General features: G+C 71.1%; 20 protein-coding genes. 14 read left to right on the top strand and 6 right to left on the bottom strand.

The window, feature by feature from the left end:
- Positions 1-5: 5 nt before the first annotated feature.
- From HH310_RS44810 to HH310_RS13890, 4 genes are all read right to left on the bottom strand, one after another.
- Positions 6-857: an alpha/beta hydrolase gene (locus HH310_RS44810; protein WP_169175932.1), complete on the bottom strand. Its 852-nt coding sequence runs from the start codon at positions 855-857 to the stop codon at positions 6-8.
- Between the two features lie 980 nt (positions 858-1,837).
- Positions 1,838-3,850 carry an ATP-binding protein gene (locus HH310_RS13880; protein WP_169175933.1) on the bottom strand — a complete coding sequence of 671 codons (2,013 nt, stop codon included), beginning with the start codon at positions 3,848-3,850 and terminating at the stop codon, positions 1,838-1,840.
- Positions 3,851-3,899: 49 nt separating this feature from the next.
- Positions 3,900-4,535 (bottom strand): hydrogenase nickel incorporation protein HypB, encoded by a 636-nt coding sequence (gene hypB / locus HH310_RS13885; RefSeq protein WP_312034058.1) that lies wholly within the window; start codon positions 4,533-4,535, stop codon positions 3,900-3,902.
- A 58-nt stretch (positions 4,536-4,593) separates the two neighbouring features.
- Positions 4,594-4,923 carry a hydrogenase maturation nickel metallochaperone HypA gene (locus HH310_RS13890; RefSeq protein WP_169175935.1) on the bottom strand — a complete coding sequence of 110 codons (330 nt, stop codon included), beginning with the start codon at positions 4,921-4,923 and terminating at the stop codon, positions 4,594-4,596.
- Positions 4,924-5,083: 160 nt separating this feature from the next.
- Between HH310_RS13890 and HH310_RS13895 the strand changes: the two genes are divergently transcribed.
- The 13 genes from HH310_RS13895 to HH310_RS13950 are packed head-to-tail and all read left to right on the top strand — an operon-like array spanning position 5,084 to position 17,091.
- On the top strand, positions 5,084-6,124 hold the full coding sequence (locus HH310_RS13895) for a hydrogenase expression protein HypE (protein ID WP_169175936.1): 1,041 nt from the start codon (positions 5,084-5,086) through the stop codon (positions 6,122-6,124).
- A 13-nt stretch (positions 6,125-6,137) separates the two neighbouring features.
- The gene (locus HH310_RS13900) at positions 6,138-7,925 is read left to right on the top strand and encodes a nickel-dependent hydrogenase large subunit (RefSeq protein WP_169175937.1); all 1,788 of its coding nucleotides are present in this window, start codon (positions 6,138-6,140) and stop codon (positions 7,923-7,925) included.
- On the top strand, positions 7,922-8,365 hold the full coding sequence (locus tag HH310_RS13905) for a hypothetical protein (RefSeq protein WP_169175938.1): 444 nt from the start codon (positions 7,922-7,924) through the stop codon (positions 8,363-8,365). Before HH310_RS13900 ends, HH310_RS13905 begins: the two co-directional genes overlap by 4 nt.
- On the top strand, positions 8,362-8,916 hold the full coding sequence (locus tag HH310_RS13910; protein ID WP_169175939.1) for a DUF5947 family protein: 555 nt from the start codon (positions 8,362-8,364) through the stop codon (positions 8,914-8,916). The genes HH310_RS13905 and HH310_RS13910 overlap by 4 nt, the downstream gene beginning before the upstream one ends.
- A complete protein-coding gene (locus HH310_RS13915; protein ID WP_169175940.1) occupies positions 8,913-9,539 on the top strand; it encodes a DUF6084 family protein in 627 nt (208 codons plus the stop codon). Before HH310_RS13910 ends, HH310_RS13915 begins: the two co-directional genes overlap by 4 nt.
- The gene (locus tag HH310_RS13920; RefSeq protein WP_169175941.1) at positions 9,536-10,747 is read left to right on the top strand and encodes a hypothetical protein; all 1,212 of its coding nucleotides are present in this window, start codon (positions 9,536-9,538) and stop codon (positions 10,745-10,747) included. Before HH310_RS13915 ends, HH310_RS13920 begins: the two co-directional genes overlap by 4 nt.
- Positions 10,741-10,863, top strand: coding sequence for a DUF6893 family small protein (locus HH310_RS44815; RefSeq protein ID WP_282438460.1), 123 nt, complete (start codon positions 10,741-10,743; stop codon positions 10,861-10,863). The genes HH310_RS13920 and HH310_RS44815 overlap by 7 nt, the downstream gene beginning before the upstream one ends.
- Positions 10,860-11,315 carry a hydrogenase maturation protease gene (locus HH310_RS13925; RefSeq protein WP_312034059.1) on the top strand — a complete coding sequence of 152 codons (456 nt, stop codon included), beginning with the start codon at positions 10,860-10,862 and terminating at the stop codon, positions 11,313-11,315. The genes HH310_RS44815 and HH310_RS13925 overlap by 4 nt, the downstream gene beginning before the upstream one ends.
- A 1-nt stretch (position 11,316) precedes the next feature.
- Positions 11,317-13,938, top strand: coding sequence for a carbamoyltransferase HypF (gene hypF, locus HH310_RS13930; protein ID WP_169175942.1), 2,622 nt, complete (start codon positions 11,317-11,319; stop codon positions 13,936-13,938).
- A gap of 11 nt (positions 13,939-13,949) precedes the next feature.
- Positions 13,950-14,237 carry a HypC/HybG/HupF family hydrogenase formation chaperone gene (locus HH310_RS13935; protein ID WP_169175943.1) on the top strand — a complete coding sequence of 96 codons (288 nt, stop codon included), beginning with the start codon at positions 13,950-13,952 and terminating at the stop codon, positions 14,235-14,237.
- On the top strand, positions 14,234-15,337 hold the full coding sequence (gene hypD / locus HH310_RS13940; RefSeq protein WP_169175944.1) for a hydrogenase formation protein HypD: 1,104 nt from the start codon (positions 14,234-14,236) through the stop codon (positions 15,335-15,337). Before HH310_RS13935 ends, hypD begins: the two co-directional genes overlap by 4 nt.
- Entirely contained in the window at positions 15,334-16,392 is a 1,059-nt protein-coding gene (gene hypE / locus HH310_RS13945; RefSeq protein ID WP_169175945.1) for a hydrogenase expression/formation protein HypE, read from the top strand. The genes hypD and hypE overlap by 4 nt, the downstream gene beginning before the upstream one ends.
- A complete protein-coding gene (locus HH310_RS13950; protein ID WP_211192122.1) occupies positions 16,393-17,091 on the top strand; it encodes a DUF6390 family protein in 699 nt (232 codons plus the stop codon).
- Here the strand turns inward: HH310_RS13950 and HH310_RS13955 are convergent.
- The gene (locus HH310_RS13955) at positions 17,060-17,806 is read right to left on the bottom strand and encodes a class I SAM-dependent methyltransferase (RefSeq protein ID WP_169175946.1); all 747 of its coding nucleotides are present in this window, start codon (positions 17,804-17,806) and stop codon (positions 17,060-17,062) included. The two genes, HH310_RS13950 and HH310_RS13955, sit on opposite strands and share 32 nt — an antisense overlap.
- Complete coding sequence (locus HH310_RS13960) at positions 17,803-19,230, bottom strand: MFS transporter (RefSeq protein WP_169175947.1); 1,428 nt, start codon at positions 19,228-19,230, stop codon at positions 17,803-17,805. Before HH310_RS13960 ends, HH310_RS13955 begins: the two co-directional genes overlap by 4 nt.
- Before the next feature lie 105 nt (positions 19,231-19,335).
- Here HH310_RS13960 and HH310_RS13965 point away from each other — a divergent pair, with 105 nt between their 5' ends.
- Positions 19,336-20,481 (top strand): CdaR family transcriptional regulator, encoded by a 1,146-nt coding sequence (locus HH310_RS13965; protein ID WP_169175948.1) that lies wholly within the window; start codon positions 19,336-19,338, stop codon positions 20,479-20,481.
- Positions 20,482-20,487: the final 6 nt, after the last annotated feature.

Consider the following 20,487-nt stretch of genomic DNA (forward strand, 5'->3'; position numbering starts at 1 on the left):
CGGCGTCAGCCCGCCGGCCGCGAGGGCGGCGACGGCGTCGTAGCCGCGATGAGGTCCCGGAGCAGTTGCTCGCCCCGGGGCCACGGCCCGAACCCGGCCTCGACATTGACGTGACCGGCGTCGCCGACGTCCACGAAGCGCGCGCCCCACTGCCCGGCCAGCCCCCGCGACCAGCCGACGGTCGCCCACGGGTCGGTGCTGCTGGCCGCCAGCACGGCCGGAAACGGCAGCGCCCCCACCGCCGCGGGCCGGAAGCTCGCGATCGGCAGCCCGCGAGCCGCCCCGAAGTCAAGGTCGGGCGGCGCCACCAGCAGCGCCGCCCGAACCCGCGGCCCACCCGGCCAGCGCGTTGCGCCGCGCTGAGCAGCACCGCCGGGCTGGGCGCCACCACCAGGCCGGGCGCCACCGCCGGGCTGAGCAGCACCGCCAGGCTGAGCAGCACCGCCAGGCTGGGCGCCACCACCAGGCTGGGCGCCACCGCCGGGCTGAGCAGCACCGCCAGGCTGAGCGCCACCACCAGGCCGGGCGCCACCACCAGGCCGGGCGCCACCACCAGGCCGGGCGCCACCACCAGGCCGGGCAGCACCGCCAGGCTCGGCACGACCCCCGGGCGCATCGGCGTATCGGCTAGCCCAGTGGGCCACGGTGTGACAGCCGAGGCTGTGCGCCACGAGCACCACCGGCCCGGTCGCCCGCTGCACCGTGGCGTCCAGTGCGGCAACCCACTCATCCCGGTCCGGCCGATCCCAGTCCCGCTGCTCGACACCTACAGCACCATTCAGATCCCAAAGCCAGTCGGCCTGCCAGTGCCCCGCCCCGGATCCACCCAGCCCCGGCACAACGATCACGCTCTCCACCGCGGCAACGGTAGCCGTGACGACTCAGAGTGAGGCTGCCGTTGACGTTGCGTCACTGATCGAGCGATGCGACGCCGCGTTCTCACTTGGGCGCGCCCACCGGCGTTCCGCATGCGCCGCATTCTCACTATTCGGTCTCCGGCGATCGCATGGTGGACGATCATCCAAAGAGGACGATTGCTTTGTCCATTCCCGTAGCTTTTGTGCCCCCGCTTGAGGCCCCAATGTCGAGACCTTGGAGAGTTACGCCCACATACGAGCCATAACTCTCCAAGGTCTCGAAAATCCGGGTGTCAGCACCTGAAATCGGCAGTATCGACCGCGGCCAACGCTCACCGGCGAGAACTCGACCTTGGCGCCACTCACGCTGGCACAGCAAGTGGCGGCAGCGACCGCAACCAGCCGCGACACCGCCATGGCCACCCAGCGCACCCACCCCGCCAGCACAAGCGGCGGCAACAAGCCCGACCAGGCATGACACCGCCATGGCCACCCAGCGCACCCACCCCGCCAGCACAAGCAGCGGCAACAAGCCCGACCAGGCACGACACCGCCATGGCCACCGCGCGCGCAAGCGGGGCAGTGAACGTGAGCGGGAGCGCAGCGTCGGCAGCAGTGCGAGCGGTGACAGCGAACGTGGGCGAGAGGGTGGCCGCAGCGGGCAGCGGGAGCGACGGCAGCAAACGCGGGCCGGGCCGCGGCCCGCTACGCAGCGCAAGCGCCGGCAATGAGCGCGAGCAAGTGGGTGGCCGTGGCGGCGCGCAAACGACGGCAGTAAGCGGACGTGGGGCTGGGTCAGTGCGCGAGCGGCGGCAGTGAGCGGGAGCTAGGCTGCGGCCGGCGCGCGAGCGGCGGCAGTGAGCGGGAGCTAGGCTGCGGCCGGCGCGCGAGCGGCGGCAGTGAGCGGGAGCTAGGCTGCGGCCGGCGCGCGAGCGGCGGCAGTGAGCGGGAGCGAGGCTGGGGCGGCGCGGGCTGCGGGGTCAGAGCTTGAGGCGGGCCGCGGACGGGGTGTCGGCTGCCGGCAAGGTGAAGGTGAACGCGCTGCCGGTGCCGCCCGGGTTGTCCTCGGCGAGGATGCGGCCGCCGTGGCGTTCCACGATGCGCTTGCAGATCGGCAGGCCCAGGCCGGTGCCGGCGTACCCGGCCTCGCGGTGGGCGCGGTGGAAGTTGTCGAAGACCGCCACGTGCTGGCCGGGTGGGATGCCGATGCCGTTGTCGGCGACCGTGACGCGGACGTCGCCGGCCCCGGCGGTCGCGGTCACCGTGATGGTGGGGATCAGGTCGGTGGCGGTGTATTTGATCGCGTTGCCGATGAGGTTGTCGAGCAGCTGGCGCACCTGGGCCGGGTCGGCGTGCACGTGGGGCAGCTCGCCGATCGTGACGCGGGGCGGGGGCGTGCCGGTGCTCTCGGCGCGGTCGGCCCAGCCCGCGACGATGTCGGTCGTCAGGTCGGTCAAGTCCACCGTGCCAGGGGTCAGCGCGTTGTCGCGGGCCGTGGCGTACGCGAGCAGGTCGTTGATCAGGTTGCGCATGCGCGCCGCCGCTCGCTGGATGCGCCGGATGCCGTCGGCGGGGAGGCCGGCGTCGTCGCCCAGTTCGTCCGCGACTTCCGAGGACCAGCCCTCGACCGTGGTGAGCGGGTTCGACAGGTCGTGGGCGACCACCCCGGCGAACGCGGCCAGCTCGTCGCGGTGGCGGCGGTCGGCGGTCACGTCGGAGAAGGTGCTGACCGCGTAGGCGCGACCGGCGACCTCCAGCGGCAGCGGCGTGGCGCGCACCGCCAGGATCCGGCCTTCGGGCAGCGCGGTGTTGCGGACCAGCAGGTCCATGGCGTGCGACGATCCGGTGGCGAGCGCGCGCTGGAACGGCAGTTCACCCGGCGCGATCGGGGTGCCGTCGGTGTGCGAGAGGCCGTAGTGCGTGGTGGAGGCCATCTTGTCGCCGCTGATCGGGGCCACGCCGAGCAGCCGGGCGCCGGCCGGGTTGCGCAGCAGCATGCCGCCGTCCGCGTCGATCACGGCGAGGCCCTCGCCCATCGCGTCGATGACCGAGGCGAAGATCCGGGTCTGCTCGTCGGCCGAAAGCTGCAGCGCGACCCGCTCGTCGCGGCCCAGCGCCAGGGCCAGGCCGATCACCGCGATCACCGCGACGAAGAGCTGCGACACCAGGGCGCGCAGCGGGTTCGACTCGATGGCCGCGAACGGGCCGTCGCCGATCAGTGTGAACGCCACGCTCGCGGCCCCGAACGCGAGGGCGTGCAGGATGACGAAGGTGGTGCTCATCCGGGAGCCGGCCCACACCGTCATGACGAGCAGGACGAACGCCAGCGGCAGGCCGTGGGCGAGCGTGAACACGCCGACGTAGGCGACGGCGGAGACCGCGATCAGCACGGTGCCTTCGACAACCGCACCACGCAGCGCCACGCGCACCGGGCACGGGCCACCCTTCCGGCGCAGTGCGCCCAGCCGCAGCAGGGCCGTGCCGACCAGCAACGTGCCGGCCGAGTTCCGGGCGATCCACACGGCCGCGGCGGTCGGCGAGTACTCCCCGTTCAGCAGCCACATACCGGTCGGCCCGACGAGCACCCCGGCCAGGGTGGCCAGCGCCGTGATCGCGACCAGCCGCCACAGCTGCCAGGAGCGGGTGATCTGCTCGTCGCCTCCCGCGCCCCACAGGCTCGGCAGCCAGCGCCGGATCAGGTAGGCGAACAGGCCGGCCTGCACGAGGTTGGCCAGCACGAAGACGCCCGCGAGCGCCGCCGGGGCCCCGGTGAGAACGTTGACCAGCATCGTGATGATCGACAGACCGAGCGCGTCGTACGCGATCCGGCGCGACCCGCCCTGCACCGCGAACCAGACCGCGGCCACGCCGGCGGCCGGCCAGACCAGGCTGAGGTTTGTCCCGTCCATGATCGTGAGGCGGCCCGCAAGGGTGGCGAGCAGGTACAGCACCGCGAACGCCAGGGTGCGCAGCAGGTGCCGGGACGGGGTCATGCCCTTTGTTCGGCGGCCCGAACGCGCGGTGTAGTTCGGGGCCGGATTGCTACCGATCGGCAACCCGGGCGTACCACGCGTCCATGTTCTCGCCGGTACGAGCGGAAAGGGCGATCACGGCGGCGGCCGGGTTCACCGACTTCACGTGGGCACGGCACAACGGCAGATCGAAATCCACGTACGGGAGAAGGTCGAGTTTGTTGACCACGATCAGGTCGGCGGCGGCGAACATGTACGGATATTTCAGCGGCTTGTCGGTCCCCTCGGTCACCGAGATGATCACGACCTTGGTGTTCTCGCCGAGATCGAACAGGGCCGGGCACACCAGGTTCCCGACGTTCTCGACGAAGAGCACGCTGCCCGGCGCCGGGTCGAGGCGGTGCAGCGCGTCGTGCATCATCGCGGCGTCCAGGTGGCAGCCGGCGCCGGTGTTGACCTGGGTGACCGGGCAGCCGGTGGCGCGGATCCGGTCGGCGTCCAGCGCGGTCTCCTGATCCCCCTCGATCACCGCGACCGGACCGGGCATCTCGCGGATCGTGCGCTCCAGCAGCGTCGTCTTGCCCGACCCGGGCGAGCTCATCAGGTTGACGGCCCGGATGCCCCGCGCGGCGAGCGACGCCCGGTTGTGGGCGGCCAGCTCGTCGTTGCGGGCCAGAACTTTCTGCTCGAGCGTGACGGTCTCCACCGAGCCAGCCGAGACCGAGCCAGCCGAGACCGAGCCGCAGCCGCACGTCGCGCACATGTCAGCCCACCTCCATCGAGACGATCTGCAGCTCGCGTCCCGCCGTGACGGCCAGGTCGGCGCTGCCGCAGGAACACAGCAGTATCGGGCTCTCCAACATCACCGTGGCGCCGCACGATCGGCAGGACGCGGCCCCGGGCAACTCGACGATCTCCAGCGCGGCGCCGTCGGCCACGGTGCCCTCGACCGCCAGGTCGAAGCAGAACCGCATGGCCTCCGGAACCACCGCGGTCAGCGCCCCCACCCGCAACGTCACGCGGTGCACGCGGCGGCCGACGGCCTTGTCGCACACCGCATCGACGATGCTTTCCGCGATCGCGAGCTCATGCACGGGACGGCCTCACCACCAGCTACGGGATGGATTGACATTGTTACACGCCGGGGTGAAGTCTGTTACTTGAGTCACACGCGCCTTAGACGAAACAAACGGGCCGAGCGTAGACCCCCACATGCCACGGGGTCATGGAACAGACCCCAGAAGGGCCTGGGCCATGACAGCACCGGACGACACCCTCATCCATGTCCTGTGGATCAACGCGGGTCTCAGCTGCGACGGTGACTCGGTCGCGCTGACCGCCGCCACCCAGCCCAGCATCGAGGAGATCGCGCTGGGGGCTCTACCGGGACTGCCGCGCATCGCCGTGCACTGGCCGCTGATCGACTTCGAGTGCGGGCCGGCCGGTGGCGCGGACGACTTCCTCTCCTGGTTCTTCAAGGCCGACCGCGGCGAGCTCGAGCCGTTCGTGCTGGTCGTCGAGGGCTCGATCCCGAACGAGCAGCTGCACGAGGAGGGCTACTGGTCGGGCTTCGGCAACGACCCGGCCACCGACCAGCCGATCACCGCGAGCGAGTGGCTCGACCGGCTCGCGCCCAAGGCCACCGCGGTCGTGGCGGTCGGCACGTGTGCCACGTACGGGGGAATTCACGCCATGGCCGGGAACCCGACGGGGGCCATGGGCGTGCCCGACTACCTGGGCTGGGAGTGGAAATCGAAGGCGGGCATCCCGATCGTGTGTGTTCCGGGCTGCCCGATCCAGCCGGACAATCTCTCCGAGACGCTGACCTACCTGCTCTACATGGCCACCGGCCAAGCCCCGATGATCCCGTTGGACGACGCGCTGCGGCCGGCCTGGCTGTTCGGCAAGACGGTGCACGAGGGCTGCGACCGGGCCGGCTATTACGAACAGGCCGACTTCGCCGAGGCGTACGGGGAACCGGAATGCATTGTGAAACTCGGGTGCTGGGGCCCGGCCGTGATGTGCAACGTGCCGAAGCGGGGGTGGATCAACGGCGTGGGCGGCTGCCCGAACGTCGGCGGCATCTGCATCGGCTGCACCATGCCGGGCTTCCCGGACAAGTTCATGCCGTTCATGGACGAGCCGCCCGGCGGCCGCTTCTCGACGACCGCGGTCCGCGCGTACGGCCGGACGGTCAAGCGGCTGCGCGGCATCACCACGCACACCCTCGACCGCGAGCCCAAGTGGCGCCGCAAGGGCGAGAAGCTGACCACGGGCGCCACCCGGACCTGGTGACGGGAGAGGACGAATGACCGCGACGGAGAGCAAGCGGGCGGCCGGCGGATCGACCACCGAACTCGTCGACATGGCCTGGGACCCGATCACCCGGATCGTCGGCAGCCTCGGCATCTACACCAAGATTGACTTCGCCGGCCGGACGGTGGCCGAGTGCAAGAGCACCAGTTCGATCTTCCGCGGGTACTCGATCTTCATGAAGGGCAAGGACCCGCGCGACGCGCACTTCATCACCAGCCGCATCTGCGGGATCTGCGGCGACAACCACGCCACCTGCTCGTGCTACACGCAGAACATGGCGTACGGGGTGAAGCCGCCGCACCTGGGTGAGTGGATCGTCAACCTGGGTGAGGCCGCCGAGTACATGTTCGACCACAACATCTTCCAGGAGAACCTGGTCGGCGTGGACTACTGCGAGAAGATGGTCGCGGAGACCAACCCGGGCGTGCTGGAACAGGCGAACCGCACCGAGGCGCCGCACGCCGGGGCGCACGGCTATCGCACGATCGGCGACATCATGCGCTCGCTGAACCCGTTCACCGGTGAGTTCTATCGCGAGGCGCTGCAGGTCAGCCGCATGACGCGGGAGATGTTCTGCCTGATGGAGGGCCGGCACGTCCATCCGTCCACACTGTACCCGGGCGGCGTCGGCACGGTCGCCACGATCCAGCTGATGACCGACTACCTGAGCCGGCTGATGCGCTACGTCGAGTTCATGAAGAAGGTCGTGCCGATGCACGACGACCTGTTCGACTTCTTCTACGAGGCGCTGCCCGGCTACGAGCAGGTCGGCAACCGGCGGATTCTGCTCGGCTGCTGGGGCTCCTTCCAAGATCCGGAGCATTGCAATTTCTCGTACGCGGATATGACGAACTGGGGTCGCAAGATGTACGTGACCCCGGGCATCGTGGTCGACGGCAACCTGGTGACGACCGACCTCGTCGAGATCAACCTGGGCATCCGGATCCTGCTCGGCTCGTCCTACTACGAGGACTGGGAAGACCAGGAGATGTACGTGACGCACGACCCGCTGGGCAATCCGGTGGACCGGCGGCACCCGTGGAACCAGCACACCAACCCGCGCCCGCAGAAACGCGACCTGGACGGCAAGTACAGCTGGGTGATGTCGCCGCGCTGGTACGACGGCAAGGACTACCTGGCGCTGGACACCGGCGGCGGCCCGCTCGCCCGGCTCTGGACGACCGCGCTGGCCGGGCTGGTCGACATCGGCTACGTGAAGTCGACCGGCAGCAGCGTCCAGATCAACCTGCCGAAGACCGCGCTGAAGCCGCCGGTCGAGCTCGAATGGAAGATCCCGCGCTGGAGCAACACCATCGAGCGGAACAGGGCCAGGACCTACTTCCAGGCGTACGCGGCGGCCTGCGCTCTGCACTTCGCGGAGAAGGCGCTCGCCGAGATCCGCGCCGGGCGTACCAAGACGTGGGAGCCGTTCGAGGTGCCGGACGAGGGCATCGGCTGCGGCTTCACCGAGGCGGTCCGCGGCGTCCTGTCGCACCACATGGTCATCCGGGACGGGAAGATCGCGAACTACCACCCGTACCCGCCGACACCGTGGAACGCGAACCCGCGCGACACGTTCGGCACGCCCGGCCCGTACGAGGACGCGGTCCAGGGTCAGCCGATCTTCGAGGAGAACGACCGGGAGCACTTCAAGGGCATCGACATCATGCGTACGGTCCGCAGCTTCGACCCGTGCCTGCCCTGCGGCGTGCACATGTACCTGGGCGGCGGCAAGAAGCTGGAGCTGCTGCACTCGCCGACCGGGTCCGTCGCGCAGTGACCGACAACTGGCGGGCGGCGGCGGCCCGGATCGACGCGCTGGCCACCTCACCCGCCGACGAGGACCTGGTCCGGGCGGTGACCGACCTGTACGGGGCCGGCCTGGAACGGATGCTCGACCTGCTGGACTCGTGCGGCGCGCTGACCGATCCGGTGGTCTCCGCCCTGGCCGCGGACGAGCTGGTCGCCGGGTTGCTGCTGGTGCACGGGCTGCACCCGTACGACGCCGTGTCGCGGGTTTGCTCGGCTCTGGCCGGCACCGGCGCCGCACTGGTCTCGCTCAGCCCCGACGGTGTGTGCCGGGTCCGCATCCCGCCGGGGCACCGCCCGCCCGGCCTCGCGGAGGCGATCGAGGCGGCCGCGCCCGAGGTCACCCGCATCGAGATCGAACAGCCGGCGCCGCTGATCCCGGTGTCCGCGCTGTTCAGCCGCCCGACATGAGCGAGTCGCCGCTGTCCACGCTGCGCCGGATCGCCCGCAGCCGCGGCGGGCCGCCCCCGCCGCGGCAATGCGACATGTGCACGGAGACGGTCGGGGACGAGCACTCGCACCTGGTCGACCTGGAGACGCGCAAGCTCATGTGTGCGTGCCGGCCGTGCTATCTGCTGTTCACCGACGACCACGCGCATCTGCGGTATCGCGCGGTGCCGGACCGGTACGCATCGGTTTCCCTGGACGACCTGGAGGTCCCGGTGGGGCTGGCGTTCCTGTTCTATCACTCGACGCAGGAGCGGATGGTTCTGCTGTATCCCGGGCCGGCCGGCGCGACCGAGTCCGAACTGGACATTCCGCTGCCATCCGTGCCGGGGCTGCGGCCGGACGTCGAGGCGGTGCTGATGCGGCACGGGTTTCCGTCCTACATCGTGCCGATCGACGCCTGCTATTCGCTTGTCGGCCGGCTGCGGACGGTGTGGAAGGGGTTCGACGGCGGTTCCGAAGCGCACGCGGCGATCGACTCGTTCTACTCCGACATCCGGAAGCGGGCGCGATGAGCGCCTACCGGTTCACCGTGCTGTCGGTCGCCGCCGAGCCGTACGCGGTGGCGCCGCAGCTGACCGCGCGCCTGCGCATCGAGGAGACGCGCGGGCTGGCGGTGCACGCGATCGCGTTGCGCTGCCAGGTGCGCATCGAGCCGCAGCGCCGGGGATATGCGTCGGATTCGCTGTTGCGGGGGTTGTTCGGGCCGCGGGAACGGTGGGCGGAGACGCTGAAACCGTTCCTGTGGATGCAGGCGAACGCGACGGTGCCGGGTTTCCAGCATTCGGTGGAGACGGAGCTGGCGCTGCCCTGCACGTACGACCTGGACGTGATCGGCAGCAAGTACCTGCACGCGGTGGAGGCCGGCGACATCCCGCTGGACTTCCTCTTCTCCGGCACGGTCTTCCTTCGCGGCGAGAGCTCCTTCTCCGTCGAGCAGGTCCCGTGGGAGTGCGAGTCGCGCTACGCCATGCCGGTCACCGTGTGGCGCACGATGATGGACTCCTACTTCCCGAACAGCGGCTGGCTGCGCGCGGACTCCGAGATCGTCAAGGAACTGGCGGCCTATCGCGCCCGGCACGACCTGATCAGCTGGGACGAGACACTGCGCCGGCTGCTCGACGAGGCCGGATCATGACCCTGGACGCGGCCCGCGCGGTCGCCGACGCCGTTCTCTACGAGGGCTACCTGCTCTATCCGTACCGGGCCAGCGCCGCCAAGAACCGCTCCCGCTGGCAGTTCGGCGTGCTCGGCCCGCCCGGCGCGACCCCCGCGGCCTTCGCCGAGCCGCCCGGCCTCTCGATGACCTGCCTGCTGTCCTCCCCCGTACGCCTCCCCGCCGTCACCATCCACCTGCGCTTCCTCCAGGTGCAGGTCCGCGAGGTGCGGGACGTTACGGGCCGGCCGGTCCCGTCGCTGACCGTGGGCGGGGAGACGTTCCTGAGCTGGGACGAGGCCGTCGAGCACGAGATCACGATGCCGCTCGTCGCATCGTCGGCGATCGAGATCCCCGGCGGTGAGGACGTCGAGCCCATACCAGAAAAAAGCCGAATTATCCGGCGAAGGATGCCTCTCTCGCTGAGCGTGCGGACAACGATCGAACCGGACGGCGACCTCCTACGACTCACGATCACCGTGACCAACGACCATCCGGGAGAAATCTCGGACAAGTCCGATGCGATCCGCCACTCGGCGCTCGGCGTCCACCTCCTGCTCGAAGCCGCCGACGCCACCTTCGTCTCGCTGATGGACCCGCCGCCGGACGCCGAGGACGCGGCTGGGCGCTGCCACCAGAACCGGTGCTGGCCGGTGCTCGCCGGCGACGATCATCTCCTGCTCGGGGCGCCGATCATCCTCTACGACCACCCGAAGATCGCCGAGCAGAGCCCCGGGGAGCTGTTCGACGGGACCGAGATCGACGAGATCCTCACGCTGCGGGTCATGACGATGACCGACGCCGAGAAGGCCGAGGCCCGCGCGACCGACCCACGCGCCCGCACGATCGTGGACCGCAGCGACGCCCTCACCGCGGAAGAGTTCGCCAACCTGCACGGTGCCTGGTCGGTGGACCCCGACCAGGACGGGGTGCTGATCGACGGCGTACGGGTGAGCAAGGGAAGCCTCGTCAAGGTGCATCCCCGACGGCGGGCCGACGCACAGGATCTGTTCTTCGCCGGCCAGACCGCGCGGGTCACCAGGGTCATATCCGATGTGGACGGTGACACGCACGTCGCGCTGGTGCTGGCCGACGACCCCGCCGCCGACCTGCACGACCAGGCCGGCCGCTACCTCTACTTCGCCCCGGACGAACTCGAACCACTGACCGAAGGAGGCAGGGCATGCTGAAACTCATCGGCGCCGTCACCGTGACCGTGGCCGGGGTGGCCACCGGCTATCTCGCCACCATGGCGTTCCGCTCGCTGCCCGACATCCAGCGCTACCTGAAGATCCGCTCGATGTGAACGTGCTGGTGGCCGGCATCGGCAACATGTTCCTCGGCGACGACGGCTTCGGGCCCGAGGTGGTCCGCACGCTGGCCGCCGAACCGCAGCCGGACGGCGTGCGGGTGGTCGACTACGGCATCCGCGGCATGCACCTGGCATACGACCTGCTCGACGGCTACGACCTGCTGGTGCTGGTCGACGCGCTCCCGGCGAACGGCCGGCCCGGCGAGGTCGTCGTGCTCGAGGTCGGCCCCGACGACCTGGGCGACGGCGACTACGACCCGCACGGCATGAACCCGGTCGCGGTCCTCGGCGGCGTGTCCCGGCTCGGCGGCACACTCCCCCGCACGTACGTGGTCGGCTGCCGCACCGCCTCGGTGGCCGACGGAATCGGGCTGACCCCGCAGGTCGCGGCCGCGATACCGGACGCCGTCAACGCCGTCCGCGAACTCACCACCGGGAGGGTCTGACATGTGCCTCGGAATCCCCGGACAGATGGTCGAGGTCCTCGACGGCTACGCCGGACAGCTCGCGCTCGTCGACGTCGAGGGCGCCCGCCGCCAGGTCAACATCGGCATGCTGGACACACCACCGGACCCGGGCGCGTGGGTGCTGATCCACCTCGGCTTCGCCGTCGAGATCATCGACGCGGCCGAGGCGTCCCGCGCGATGTCCGGCCTCGAACTACTCGGGCAGGCCCGCCGGCTACGCCGCCGATACACGGTGACCGGCCTGGTGCAAGGCGTCGGCTTCCGGCCCTTCGCGTACGCCCTCGCGGCCGACCTTGCACTGTCCGGCTCGGTGGCGAACACCGCCGACGGCGTCGTCATCGAGGTCGAAGGCGACGCGGACGCCGTCCACGACTACGGCCACCGCCTGCGCCGGGACGCACCCCCGCTCGCCATGATCCTGGCGCTGGACACCGACGACCTGCCCGTCCAAGGCGGCACCGGCTTCACCATCGAGGCGTCGGTGCACGGCCCGGCCCGCACGCTGGCCTCGCCGGACGTGGCGATCTGCGGGGACTGCCTGCGCGAACTGCGCGACCCGGCCGACCGCCGCTACCGGCACCCGTTCATCACCTGCACCAACTGCGGGCCGCGGTTCACGATCATTAAGTCTCTCCCGTACGACCGTGCGGCCACCACGATGGCCGGATTCACGATGTGCGCGGACTGCCGGGCGGAGTACGACGATCCGGCGGACCGGCGGTTCCACGCGCAGCCGATCGCGTGCCCGGCGTGCGGGCCGCGGGTGGAGCTGGTCCGGCCGGGGACTATCCACAATCCCGAGTTGTCCACAGGCCCAGAACACGATCAAGCCCAATTCCGCCACAATGACGAACGGGGGCTTCCCCCTGGGAGGGCGGGGTCGGCTTCGGGGCTGGGCGATCACGAAACGCCCGATCCGATCGCGGAGGCCCGCAGACTGCTCGCGGCCGGCCACATCGTCGCCGTCAAAGGCCTAGGCGGCTACCACCTGGCCTGCGACGCCCGCAACCCGCACGCCGTCGCCGAGCTGCGCCGCCGCAAGCACCGCGGCGGCAAACCCTTCGCGATCATGGTCCCCGACCTCGCGACGGCCCACACTCTGGCCCGCCTCAGCGACGACGAGCAGGCACTGCTCACCGGCATCCGCCGCCCGATCGTCCTCGCCCCTCGCCGCGCCGACGCGGACCTCGCCGCCGAGGTCGCCCCGGACAACCCCGACCTGGGCCTGATGCTCCCCTACACCCCGCTGCACGTGCTGCTGTTCGGCCTGCCCGGCGACCCGCCCGGCCCCGACGCCCTGGTCATGACGTCCGGCAACGTGTCCGGCGAGCCGATCGTCATCGACGACGCCGAGGCCCTCGTACGGCTGGGCCGGATCGCGGACGCCTGGCTGCGGCACGACCGGCCGATCCGGGTGCCGTGCGACGACGCCGTCAGCCGGCACACCGACGGCGCCGAGCTGCCGATCCGGCGGTCCCGGGGGTACGCGCCGCTGCCGATCGCGCTGCCGTTCGAGGTGCCGCCGATGCTCGCGACCGGCGCCGACCTGAAGAACACGTGCGCGCTGGCCGCCGGCCGGTACGCGTGGGTCAGCCAGCACATCGGCGACATGGACGACCTGGCGACCATCGAGGCGCTGACCGCGACCGAGGCGCACCTGGAGGAGCTGACCGGGGTGCGGCCCGAGGCGCTGGTGGCCGATCTGCACCCGGACTACCGGTCCACCCGCTGGGCGCGCGAGCACGCGGACGGGCGGCCGGTGCGGTTCGTGCAGCACCACCACGCGCACATCGCGTCGGTGATGGCCGAGCACGGCCTCGACGCCGACGAACGCGTGATCGGGGTGGCGTTCGACGGCACCGGCTTCGGCCCGGACGGTGCGGTGTGGGGCGGCGAGGTGCTGGTCACCAGCTACAAGGCGTACCGGCGGGCGGCCCGGCTGGGTTACGTCCCGCTGGCCGGGGGTGACGCGAGCGTGCTGCGCCCGTACCGGATGGCGCTGGCCCACCTGCAAGCCGCCGGGGTGCCATGGCAGGACCAGCTGCCCGCGGTCCGGGCCTGTCCGCCGGCCGAGCGGGATCTGCTGGCCCGCCAGTTCGGGACCGGGGCGGGCTGCGTGCCGACATCGAGCATGGGCCGGTTGTTCGACGCGGTGGCCTCGCTCACCGGGGTGCGGCATACCGTCGAATACGAGGCGGAGGCCGCGATCGTCCTCGAAGGACTGTCGCGGAGTGAAGCGCCCGGGGAGGCGTACGGCTGGGAAGTCCGCGCAACCCGGGACGGCCTGGACGTCGCGGATCCCGGCCCGGTCATCCGCCGGATCGCGGCCGATCTGCTCGCCGGCGTGGCACCCGCGGTCGTGGGCCGCCGATTCCACACGGCGGTGGCGGAACTGATCGCCACCCTCGCCGTGCGCTGCCGTGAGCAGACCGGCCTCGACGTGGTCGCGCTCGGCGGCGGCGTCTTCCAGAACACCTTGCTGATCGCGGACGCGACGCGGCTGCTGCGGGAACGCGGCTTCACGGTGCTGCGCCCGCGGCTGCTGCCGCCCAACGACGGTGGCATCGCCCTGGGCCAGCTGGCGGTCGGCGCATCACTGTGAACGGAGGAGATATGTGCTTGGCGGTACCCGGACGCATTCTGGCGATCACCGAGGTGGACGGCGTGCCGATGGCCGACGTCGACTTCGGCGGCGTCCGCAAGAGCGTCTGCCTTCAGTACGTGCCGGACGCCGTGACCGGCGAATACGTCGTGGTGCACGTCGGCTTCGCGATCCAGCTGCTGGACGAGGAATCGGCTGTCGAGACGCTCGCGAACTTCGAGCGGATGGGCATTCTCGAGGAGGAGTTCGGCGACGGGTTCACCCGGGCGGCCGAGCAGGCGGGGGTGGAGAGGAAATGAAGTATCTGGACGAGTTCAGCAATCCCGATCTGGCCCGGCGTCTGGTCGACCAGATCCACGCGGTGACCACCCGGCCCTGGGCGATGATGGAGGTCTGCGGCGGCCAGACGCATTCCATCATCCGGCACGGCATCGACCAGCTTCTGCCGGACGGGGTGGAGATGATTCACGGGCCGGGCTGCCCGGTCTGCGTCACTCCATTGGAGACGATCGACAAGGCGCTCGCGATCGCGGCCCAGCCGGGCGTCATCTTCTGTTCGTTCGGCGACATGCTGCGGGTGCCGGGCAGCAGCAAGGACCTGTTCCGGGTGAAGAGCGAGGGCGGCGACGTGCGCGTGGTCTACTCGCCGCTGGACGCGCTGAACCTGGCCCGGGAGAACCCGGACCGGCAGGTGGTCTTCTTCGGCATCGGGTTCGAGACCACGGCACCGGCCAACGCGATGACCGTGTATCAGGCCCGCCGCCTGGGCGTCACGAACTTCTCGTTGCTGGTCTCGCACGTGCTGGTGCCGCCCGCGATCGCCGCGATCATGGAGTCGCCGCGCTGCCGGGTGCAGGCGTTCCTGGCCGCCGGGCACGTGTGCAGTGTGATGGGCACCGGCGAATACCCGGCGCTCGCGGCGAAGTACCGGGTGCCGATCGTGGTCACCGGTTTCGAGCCGCTGGACATCCTGGAGGGGATCCGGCAGACCGTGGTGCAGCTGGAGGAGGGCCGGCACGAGCTGGCGAACGCCTACCCGCGGGCGGTGCGCGCCGAGGGCAACCCGGCCGCGATGGAAATGCTGGCCGACGTCTTCGAGGTCACCGACCGCACGTGGCGGGGCATCGGGATGATTCCCGGCAGCGGCTGGCGGCTCTCCGATCGCTACCGGAAATTCGACGCGGAGAAACGGTTCGCGGTGACCGACGTGCACACCGAGGAGTCGCCGCTGTGCCGCTCCGGCGAGGTGCTGCAGGGGTTGCTCAAGCCCCACGAGTGCGCGGCGTTCGGCAAGCAGTGCACGCCCCGCAACCCGCTGGGCGCCACCATGGTGTCCTCCGAGGGCGCGTGCGCGGCCTACTACGCGTACCGGCGGCTCGACCTGGTGCAAATCCGATGACCACCGAGCTGGACTTCGAGAGCTGGACCTGTCCGGTGCCGCTGCGCGACACCCCGAACGTGGTCATGGGGCACGGCGGCGGCGGGGCGATGTCCGGCGAGCTGGTCCAACACCTTTTCCTTCCCGCGTACGGGACGGCGGCCGGATCGTCTCTTTCGGACAGTGCGGTCGTTTCCGTGGCCGGGGCGCGCATCGCTTTCTCGACCGACTCGTTCGTGGTGAAGCCGATGTTCTTCCCGGGCGGCTCGATCGGCGAGCTCGCCGTCAACGGCACGGTCAACGACCTCGCGATGTCCGGTGCCACGCCGCTCTACCTGTCGACGGCGTTCATCCTGCAGGAGGGGACGCCGCTGGCCGAGGTGGGCCGGATCGCCGAGGCTCTAGGGGCGGCCGCCCGCGCGGCCGGGGTGCGCCTGGTCACCGGGGACACCAAGGTGGTGGACAACGGCAGCGGCGACGGCGTGTACGTGAACACCGCCGGGGTCGGGCTGGTCGCCGACGGCGTGGACATCGGACCGCACCGGGCCGCGGCCGGCGACGCCGTGCTGATCAGCGGTGACATCGGGGTGCACGGGGTGGCGGTGCTCAGCGTCCGCGACGGCATGGAGTTCGACACCCCGGTGACCAGCGACACCGCGCCGCTGCACGGCCTGGTCGCGGACATGCTGGCGACCGGCGCGGACGTGCACGTGCTGCGCGATCCCACCCGCGGCGGGGTGGCGGCGGCGCTCAACGAGATCGCCCGGACCGCGACGACCGGGATCGACCTGGTGGAGCGGGACCTGCCGATACCGCAGGAGGTCGCGGACGCCTGCAGCCTGCTGGGGCTGGATCCGTTGCAGGTGGCCAACGAGGGCAAGCTGCTGGCGTTCGTGCCGGGAGGCGACGCGGATCGGGTGCTGGACGCGATGCGCGCCCACCCCTACGGCGGCGGCGCGCGGCGGATCGGCACGGTCGTGGCGGAGCACCCGGGGATGGTCGTGGCCCGTACGGCGCTGGGCGGCACCCGCGTGGTGAACATGCCGATCGGCGAGCAACTCCCCCGGATCTGCTGAGTGAGCGTGGCCGGGGCGATGCTGTTCGCCCGATACGCCTACCCGCCGAACGAGCTCGGCTACTGCGGGCCGCCGGGTGCCGGGGCGATGCTGCGCGCCTCGGCCGGCGAGATCGCGCGGCGGGCACGGGATTTCGACGGTGCGTGGGCGTACCTGGAATTCCTCGCGGGCGTGGCCGGTGTGGACGATCCGCTGGACGAGAGGGTCGTCGAGGCGTACTGGATCGGGAATCCGCTGATCGACGACGGCCCGCCGGCCCGGCTGGTGGAGTTCCTGCGGCCCCGCTTCGCCGGCCAGGTCGGCGGCACCTGGAACGACGCCGCCGACCGGGCCGTCGCGCACCACAGCTTCCACGTCTTCGAGGTGTATCCGTGGGCGACGCTGCTGCGGCGCACCGGCAACCCGACCGCCGCGTCGGTACTCGACCGCTGCCGGATCCGCACCGGCGTGGTCCGCGCGGTGCACGGCGAGGCGGCCACCGTCCAGTGCCGGCCGCTGGTGTGGGACGGCGGCACGCTCGCCGCCGGACCGCCGCGTGCCGAGGAGGTGCGGTCGCTGCGGTCCGGGCTGCGGGCCGGGGATCGCGTCGCGCTGCACTGGGACTGGATCTGCGACGTGCTCGACGACGATCAGGCGGCCCGCATCGAGGCGCAGGAGCGGCGGCAGCTCACGCTCGTGCCGTCGCTTTGTAAACCGTGAACTCGATCGAATCCGTCGGCTTCGCGCCCATCCGGCGCAGGTCGACGATGCCCGCGGTGCCCGGCATCAGCGCGGTCAGCGCCTGCTCGAAATACTTGGCCACCGGCGGCGTCGCGGCGCCCTGGTAGCCGAAGCGCTGCGGACCGGGGTCGATGTCGGACCAGCCGCCCTCGCTCAGCCAGTACCGCAGGCGCGAGCCCGCGTCGCTCTGCCCGTACGCGTTCATCACCCGCACCACGTCCCAGGCCAGCGGATCGAGGTCGGAGTGGAACCGCAGGGTGTGGTAGTCGAACTCGATGGCGGTCAGCCGGCCGCCGGGGGCGAGCACCCGGCGCGCCTCCTGCAGCGTGCGGCGGGCGTCGACGGCATCCATGTGTTCCAGCAGGAACTGGATCCACACGTGGTCGAACGTCCCGTTGGCGTACGGCAGGTCCCGTGCGTCGGCGACCCGCAGGTCGATCGGGATGCCCGGCCGGTCCAGCCGTTCGCGGGCGGTGGCGACCTGCATCGGCTCGATGTCGACACCGGAGAGCGCCAGGGCCGGGAAGGCGTGGTCCAGGATGCTGAGCACCGACCCGGTGCCGCAGCCCACCTCGAGGAGCCGGGTGCCGGGCGCCAGATGGGTGCCGGGCAGGGTCAGCCGGTCCTTCCAGAACTCGGCCTGAACCGTCAGCAGCTCGTCCCCGGCCTGCGAATAGCCGTGGATGTAGGTCATCGTGTCTCCATCGCTTGCTTGTTCACCGGGCGCAGGCGCATGACCGTGATGAGGGCGGCGCCGGCCAGCGCGGCGGCCGCCATCAGGATCCAGGCGCGCCGTACGGGTGCGATCGTCTGCGGCAGCGTCGAGCCACCGGCCAGCGCGACCAGGACGGCGACGAACACCGCGCCGCCGATCTGCCGGGACATGTTCAGCACCGCGCTCCCGGTGGAGAACCGGGCCGGCGGGAGCGCCCCGGCGGCGGCGAGCAGGGGCGCCTGTGCCAGGCCCGCGCCGAGGCCGGCGACGAGCAGGGCGGGCAGGAAGGTCGACGCATAGGAGGAATGATCCCGCGCGCCGCTCAGCCAGAGGCCCGCTGCCAGCCCGAACATGACCAAGCCCACGATCGCCGGGACGCTGCGGCCGAACCGCCGGGCGATCCGGGCGGCATTGATCGAGACCACCGCGGCCACCGCCGGGCCCGGCAGGATCGCGAGGCCGACCCGCACGGTGCCGTAATGCCACACACCCTCAAGCAACAAAACCGTCGACAGCAGCCAGACCGAGAGCACCCCGAAGAAGACGAACAGCCCGATCGACGCGGAGCGGAACTCCCGGTTGGCGAACAGGACCGACTCGATGACCGCGTGCGGATGCCGCCGCGAGCGCAGCACCACGACGGCGGCGGCGATCGCGGCCACCACGTACAGGCCGATGACACGCGGGCTGCCCCAGCCCCACTCCGGTCCCTGGACCGTTGCGAGCACGACCAGGGTCACCCCGACCAGCACCCCGCCGACCGACCACGGCTCCGGCGGATGGCTGCGCGGGTCACGCGCCACACGCGGCAGGCACCACAGGCCGACCACCAGCGCGGCGGCCGCGATCGGCACGTTGATCAGGAACAGCCACCGCCAGCCCACGCCGACCAGCAGCCCGCCCACGACCGGCCCGGTGGACGCCGCCACCGCCATGATCGCGGCCCACAGGCCGAGAACCATGGCGTGCCGCGCCGCCGGGAAGGTGGGCAGCAGCAGACTCATCGAGATCGGCACGATCGCCGCCGCGCCGAAGGCCTGCACCACGCGACCGGTGACCAGGAGGGAAAGCGTCGGTGCGGCCGCGCACGCCGCCGAGCCGATTGCGAAAATCACCATTCCGGCGAGCAGCATCCTGCGGCGGCCGAAGTGGTCGGCCAACCGCCCGGCCGGCACCATGACCGCCGCGAAGACGATCGCGTACCCGTTGAGCACCCACGAGACCGCGGCCAGGCTCTGCCCGGCGAACGCCGACGAGATGGCCGGCAAAGCCACGTTCACGATGTAAATATCCAGCGTGGCCATGAACGCGACGGCGCCGAGCACCCCCATGATCCACCAGCGACGTGGGTCACCCAAGGACCGCTCGTCGGTCGCCGGTGCTACTTCGGCAGTTGTTGTCATGGGCCAAAGCTCGCATCGGCGGGACGGGTGTGACCTGTCTCTAAGCATCAAGTTCCGGGGCGGCGCCTCGTGGATTTCACAGTGGCGGCGAGTACGCTCGCCCGGATGACCCGCTCGGATGTGGTGAACAGCGCCTGCGACGAGATGCTGCGTGACGTCGAGGCGATCGTGGCCCGCATCGTCGCGCAGATCCGGCGCGAGTTCCCCGAGTACACGGTGGTCACCGACGCCGAGCAGACGGCCATGGTGGTTGACGAGATGCGCAACCTCATCCTCGGTTTCCGCGACCGCCGCCCGCCCGCGGTGGGCGACGCCGCGCACGGCGAGATGCTCGGCCGGCGCCGCGCCGAGCAGGGCATCCCGATCGAGACGCTGCTCGGGGCCTACAACACCGGCTACAACATTCTGTGGAACGACCTGCGCGACCGGGCGCTGGCCCGCGACCCGTCCCGGGAGGCCGAGCTGCTGCCCCTGGTGAACGTCCTGATGGCCTGGCTGCGCAGCATGACCAGCACGGTCGCCGAGGGCTACGCGGCGGCCACCGCGGCCCGCGACGAGGACCGCCTGGCGCTGGCCCAGACCTTCGTGACCGGGCTGTCGCACGGCGGTGCCGCCTCCGACGCGGTGGAGGCAGCCGCGCGCGGCCTCGGCTTCGATCCGGCCGGCACGTTCCAGGTGATCTGCGCCTCGGCCGGCGACGTGACGCCGCACTCACTGCAGGACCTGCGCCGGCAGTTGCGCGGCCCGGCCGCGGTGGTCGCGCTCGGGCGGATGGTGACGATCACCGTGCAGCGCATCCCGGCGGAAGCGGTCCTGGACCGCCTCGGCGAGACCCCGATCGCCGGTGTCGGGCTCGCCCGCGCCGGGCTGGCCGGGGCCGCCGAGAGCCTCACCGACGCCGAGCGGGCGCTGGCGCTGGCCGAGCGCCGCGGCACGGCCGTCCACTTCGAACACGACTGGCTGCTGGCGACGTTGCTGCCGCAAGCTTCGCGGCTGCGGCCGCTGGCCGAGGCCACCGCGGCCGAGAACCACCCACACCTGGCCGAGGCCGTACGCGCGTACGCCGGCCATCATTTCTCCATCACCGCGAGCGCCGAGGCCCTGCACGTGCACGCCAACACGGTCAAGTACCGCCTGACCCGCTGGCAGGAGATCACCGGCTGGGATCCGCGCACTCTCGACGGCCTGATGCGCTCGCTGGTCAGCCTGGACGGCTGCGAGGCCGGCCGCGCGGACGTCGCCAGGCCGTGAAACCGC

It is taken from the genome of Actinoplanes sp. TBRC 11911, from assembly GCF_012933445.1.
Taxonomy (GTDB): domain Bacteria; phylum Actinomycetota; class Actinomycetes; order Mycobacteriales; family Micromonosporaceae; genus Actinoplanes.

Coding starts and splice junctions, on each gene's coding strand:
- HH310_RS13965 (WP_169175948.1), top strand. CDS start 19,336: ATGACCCGCTCGGATGTGGTGAACAGCGCCTGCGACGAGATGCTGCGT.
- hypD (WP_169175944.1), top strand. CDS start 14,234: ATGAAGTATCTGGACGAGTTCAGCAATCCCGATCTGGCCCGGCGTCTG.
- HH310_RS13960 (WP_169175947.1), bottom strand. CDS start 19,230: ATGACAACAACTGCCGAAGTAGCACCGGCGACCGACGAGCGGTCCTTG.
- HH310_RS13900 (WP_169175937.1), top strand. CDS start 6,138: ATGACCGCGACGGAGAGCAAGCGGGCGGCCGGCGGATCGACCACCGAA.
- hypF (WP_169175942.1), top strand. CDS start 11,317: ATGTGCCTCGGAATCCCCGGACAGATGGTCGAGGTCCTCGACGGCTAC.
- HH310_RS44815 (WP_282438460.1), top strand. CDS start 10,741: ATGCTGAAACTCATCGGCGCCGTCACCGTGACCGTGGCCGGGGTGGCC.
- HH310_RS13920 (WP_169175941.1), top strand. CDS start 9,536: ATGACCCTGGACGCGGCCCGCGCGGTCGCCGACGCCGTTCTCTACGAG.
- HH310_RS13880 (WP_169175933.1), bottom strand. CDS start 3,850: ATGACCCCGTCCCGGCACCTGCTGCGCACCCTGGCGTTCGCGGTGCTG.
- HH310_RS13935 (WP_169175943.1), top strand. CDS start 13,950: ATGTGCTTGGCGGTACCCGGACGCATTCTGGCGATCACCGAGGTGGAC.
- HH310_RS13910 (WP_169175939.1), top strand. CDS start 8,362: ATGAGCGAGTCGCCGCTGTCCACGCTGCGCCGGATCGCCCGCAGCCGC.
- HH310_RS13895 (WP_169175936.1), top strand. CDS start 5,084: ATGACAGCACCGGACGACACCCTCATCCATGTCCTGTGGATCAACGCG.
- hypE (WP_169175945.1), top strand. CDS start 15,334: ATGACCACCGAGCTGGACTTCGAGAGCTGGACCTGTCCGGTGCCGCTG.
- HH310_RS13955 (WP_169175946.1), bottom strand. CDS start 17,806: ATGACCTACATCCACGGCTATTCGCAGGCCGGGGACGAGCTGCTGACG.
- HH310_RS13915 (WP_169175940.1), top strand. CDS start 8,913: ATGAGCGCCTACCGGTTCACCGTGCTGTCGGTCGCCGCCGAGCCGTAC.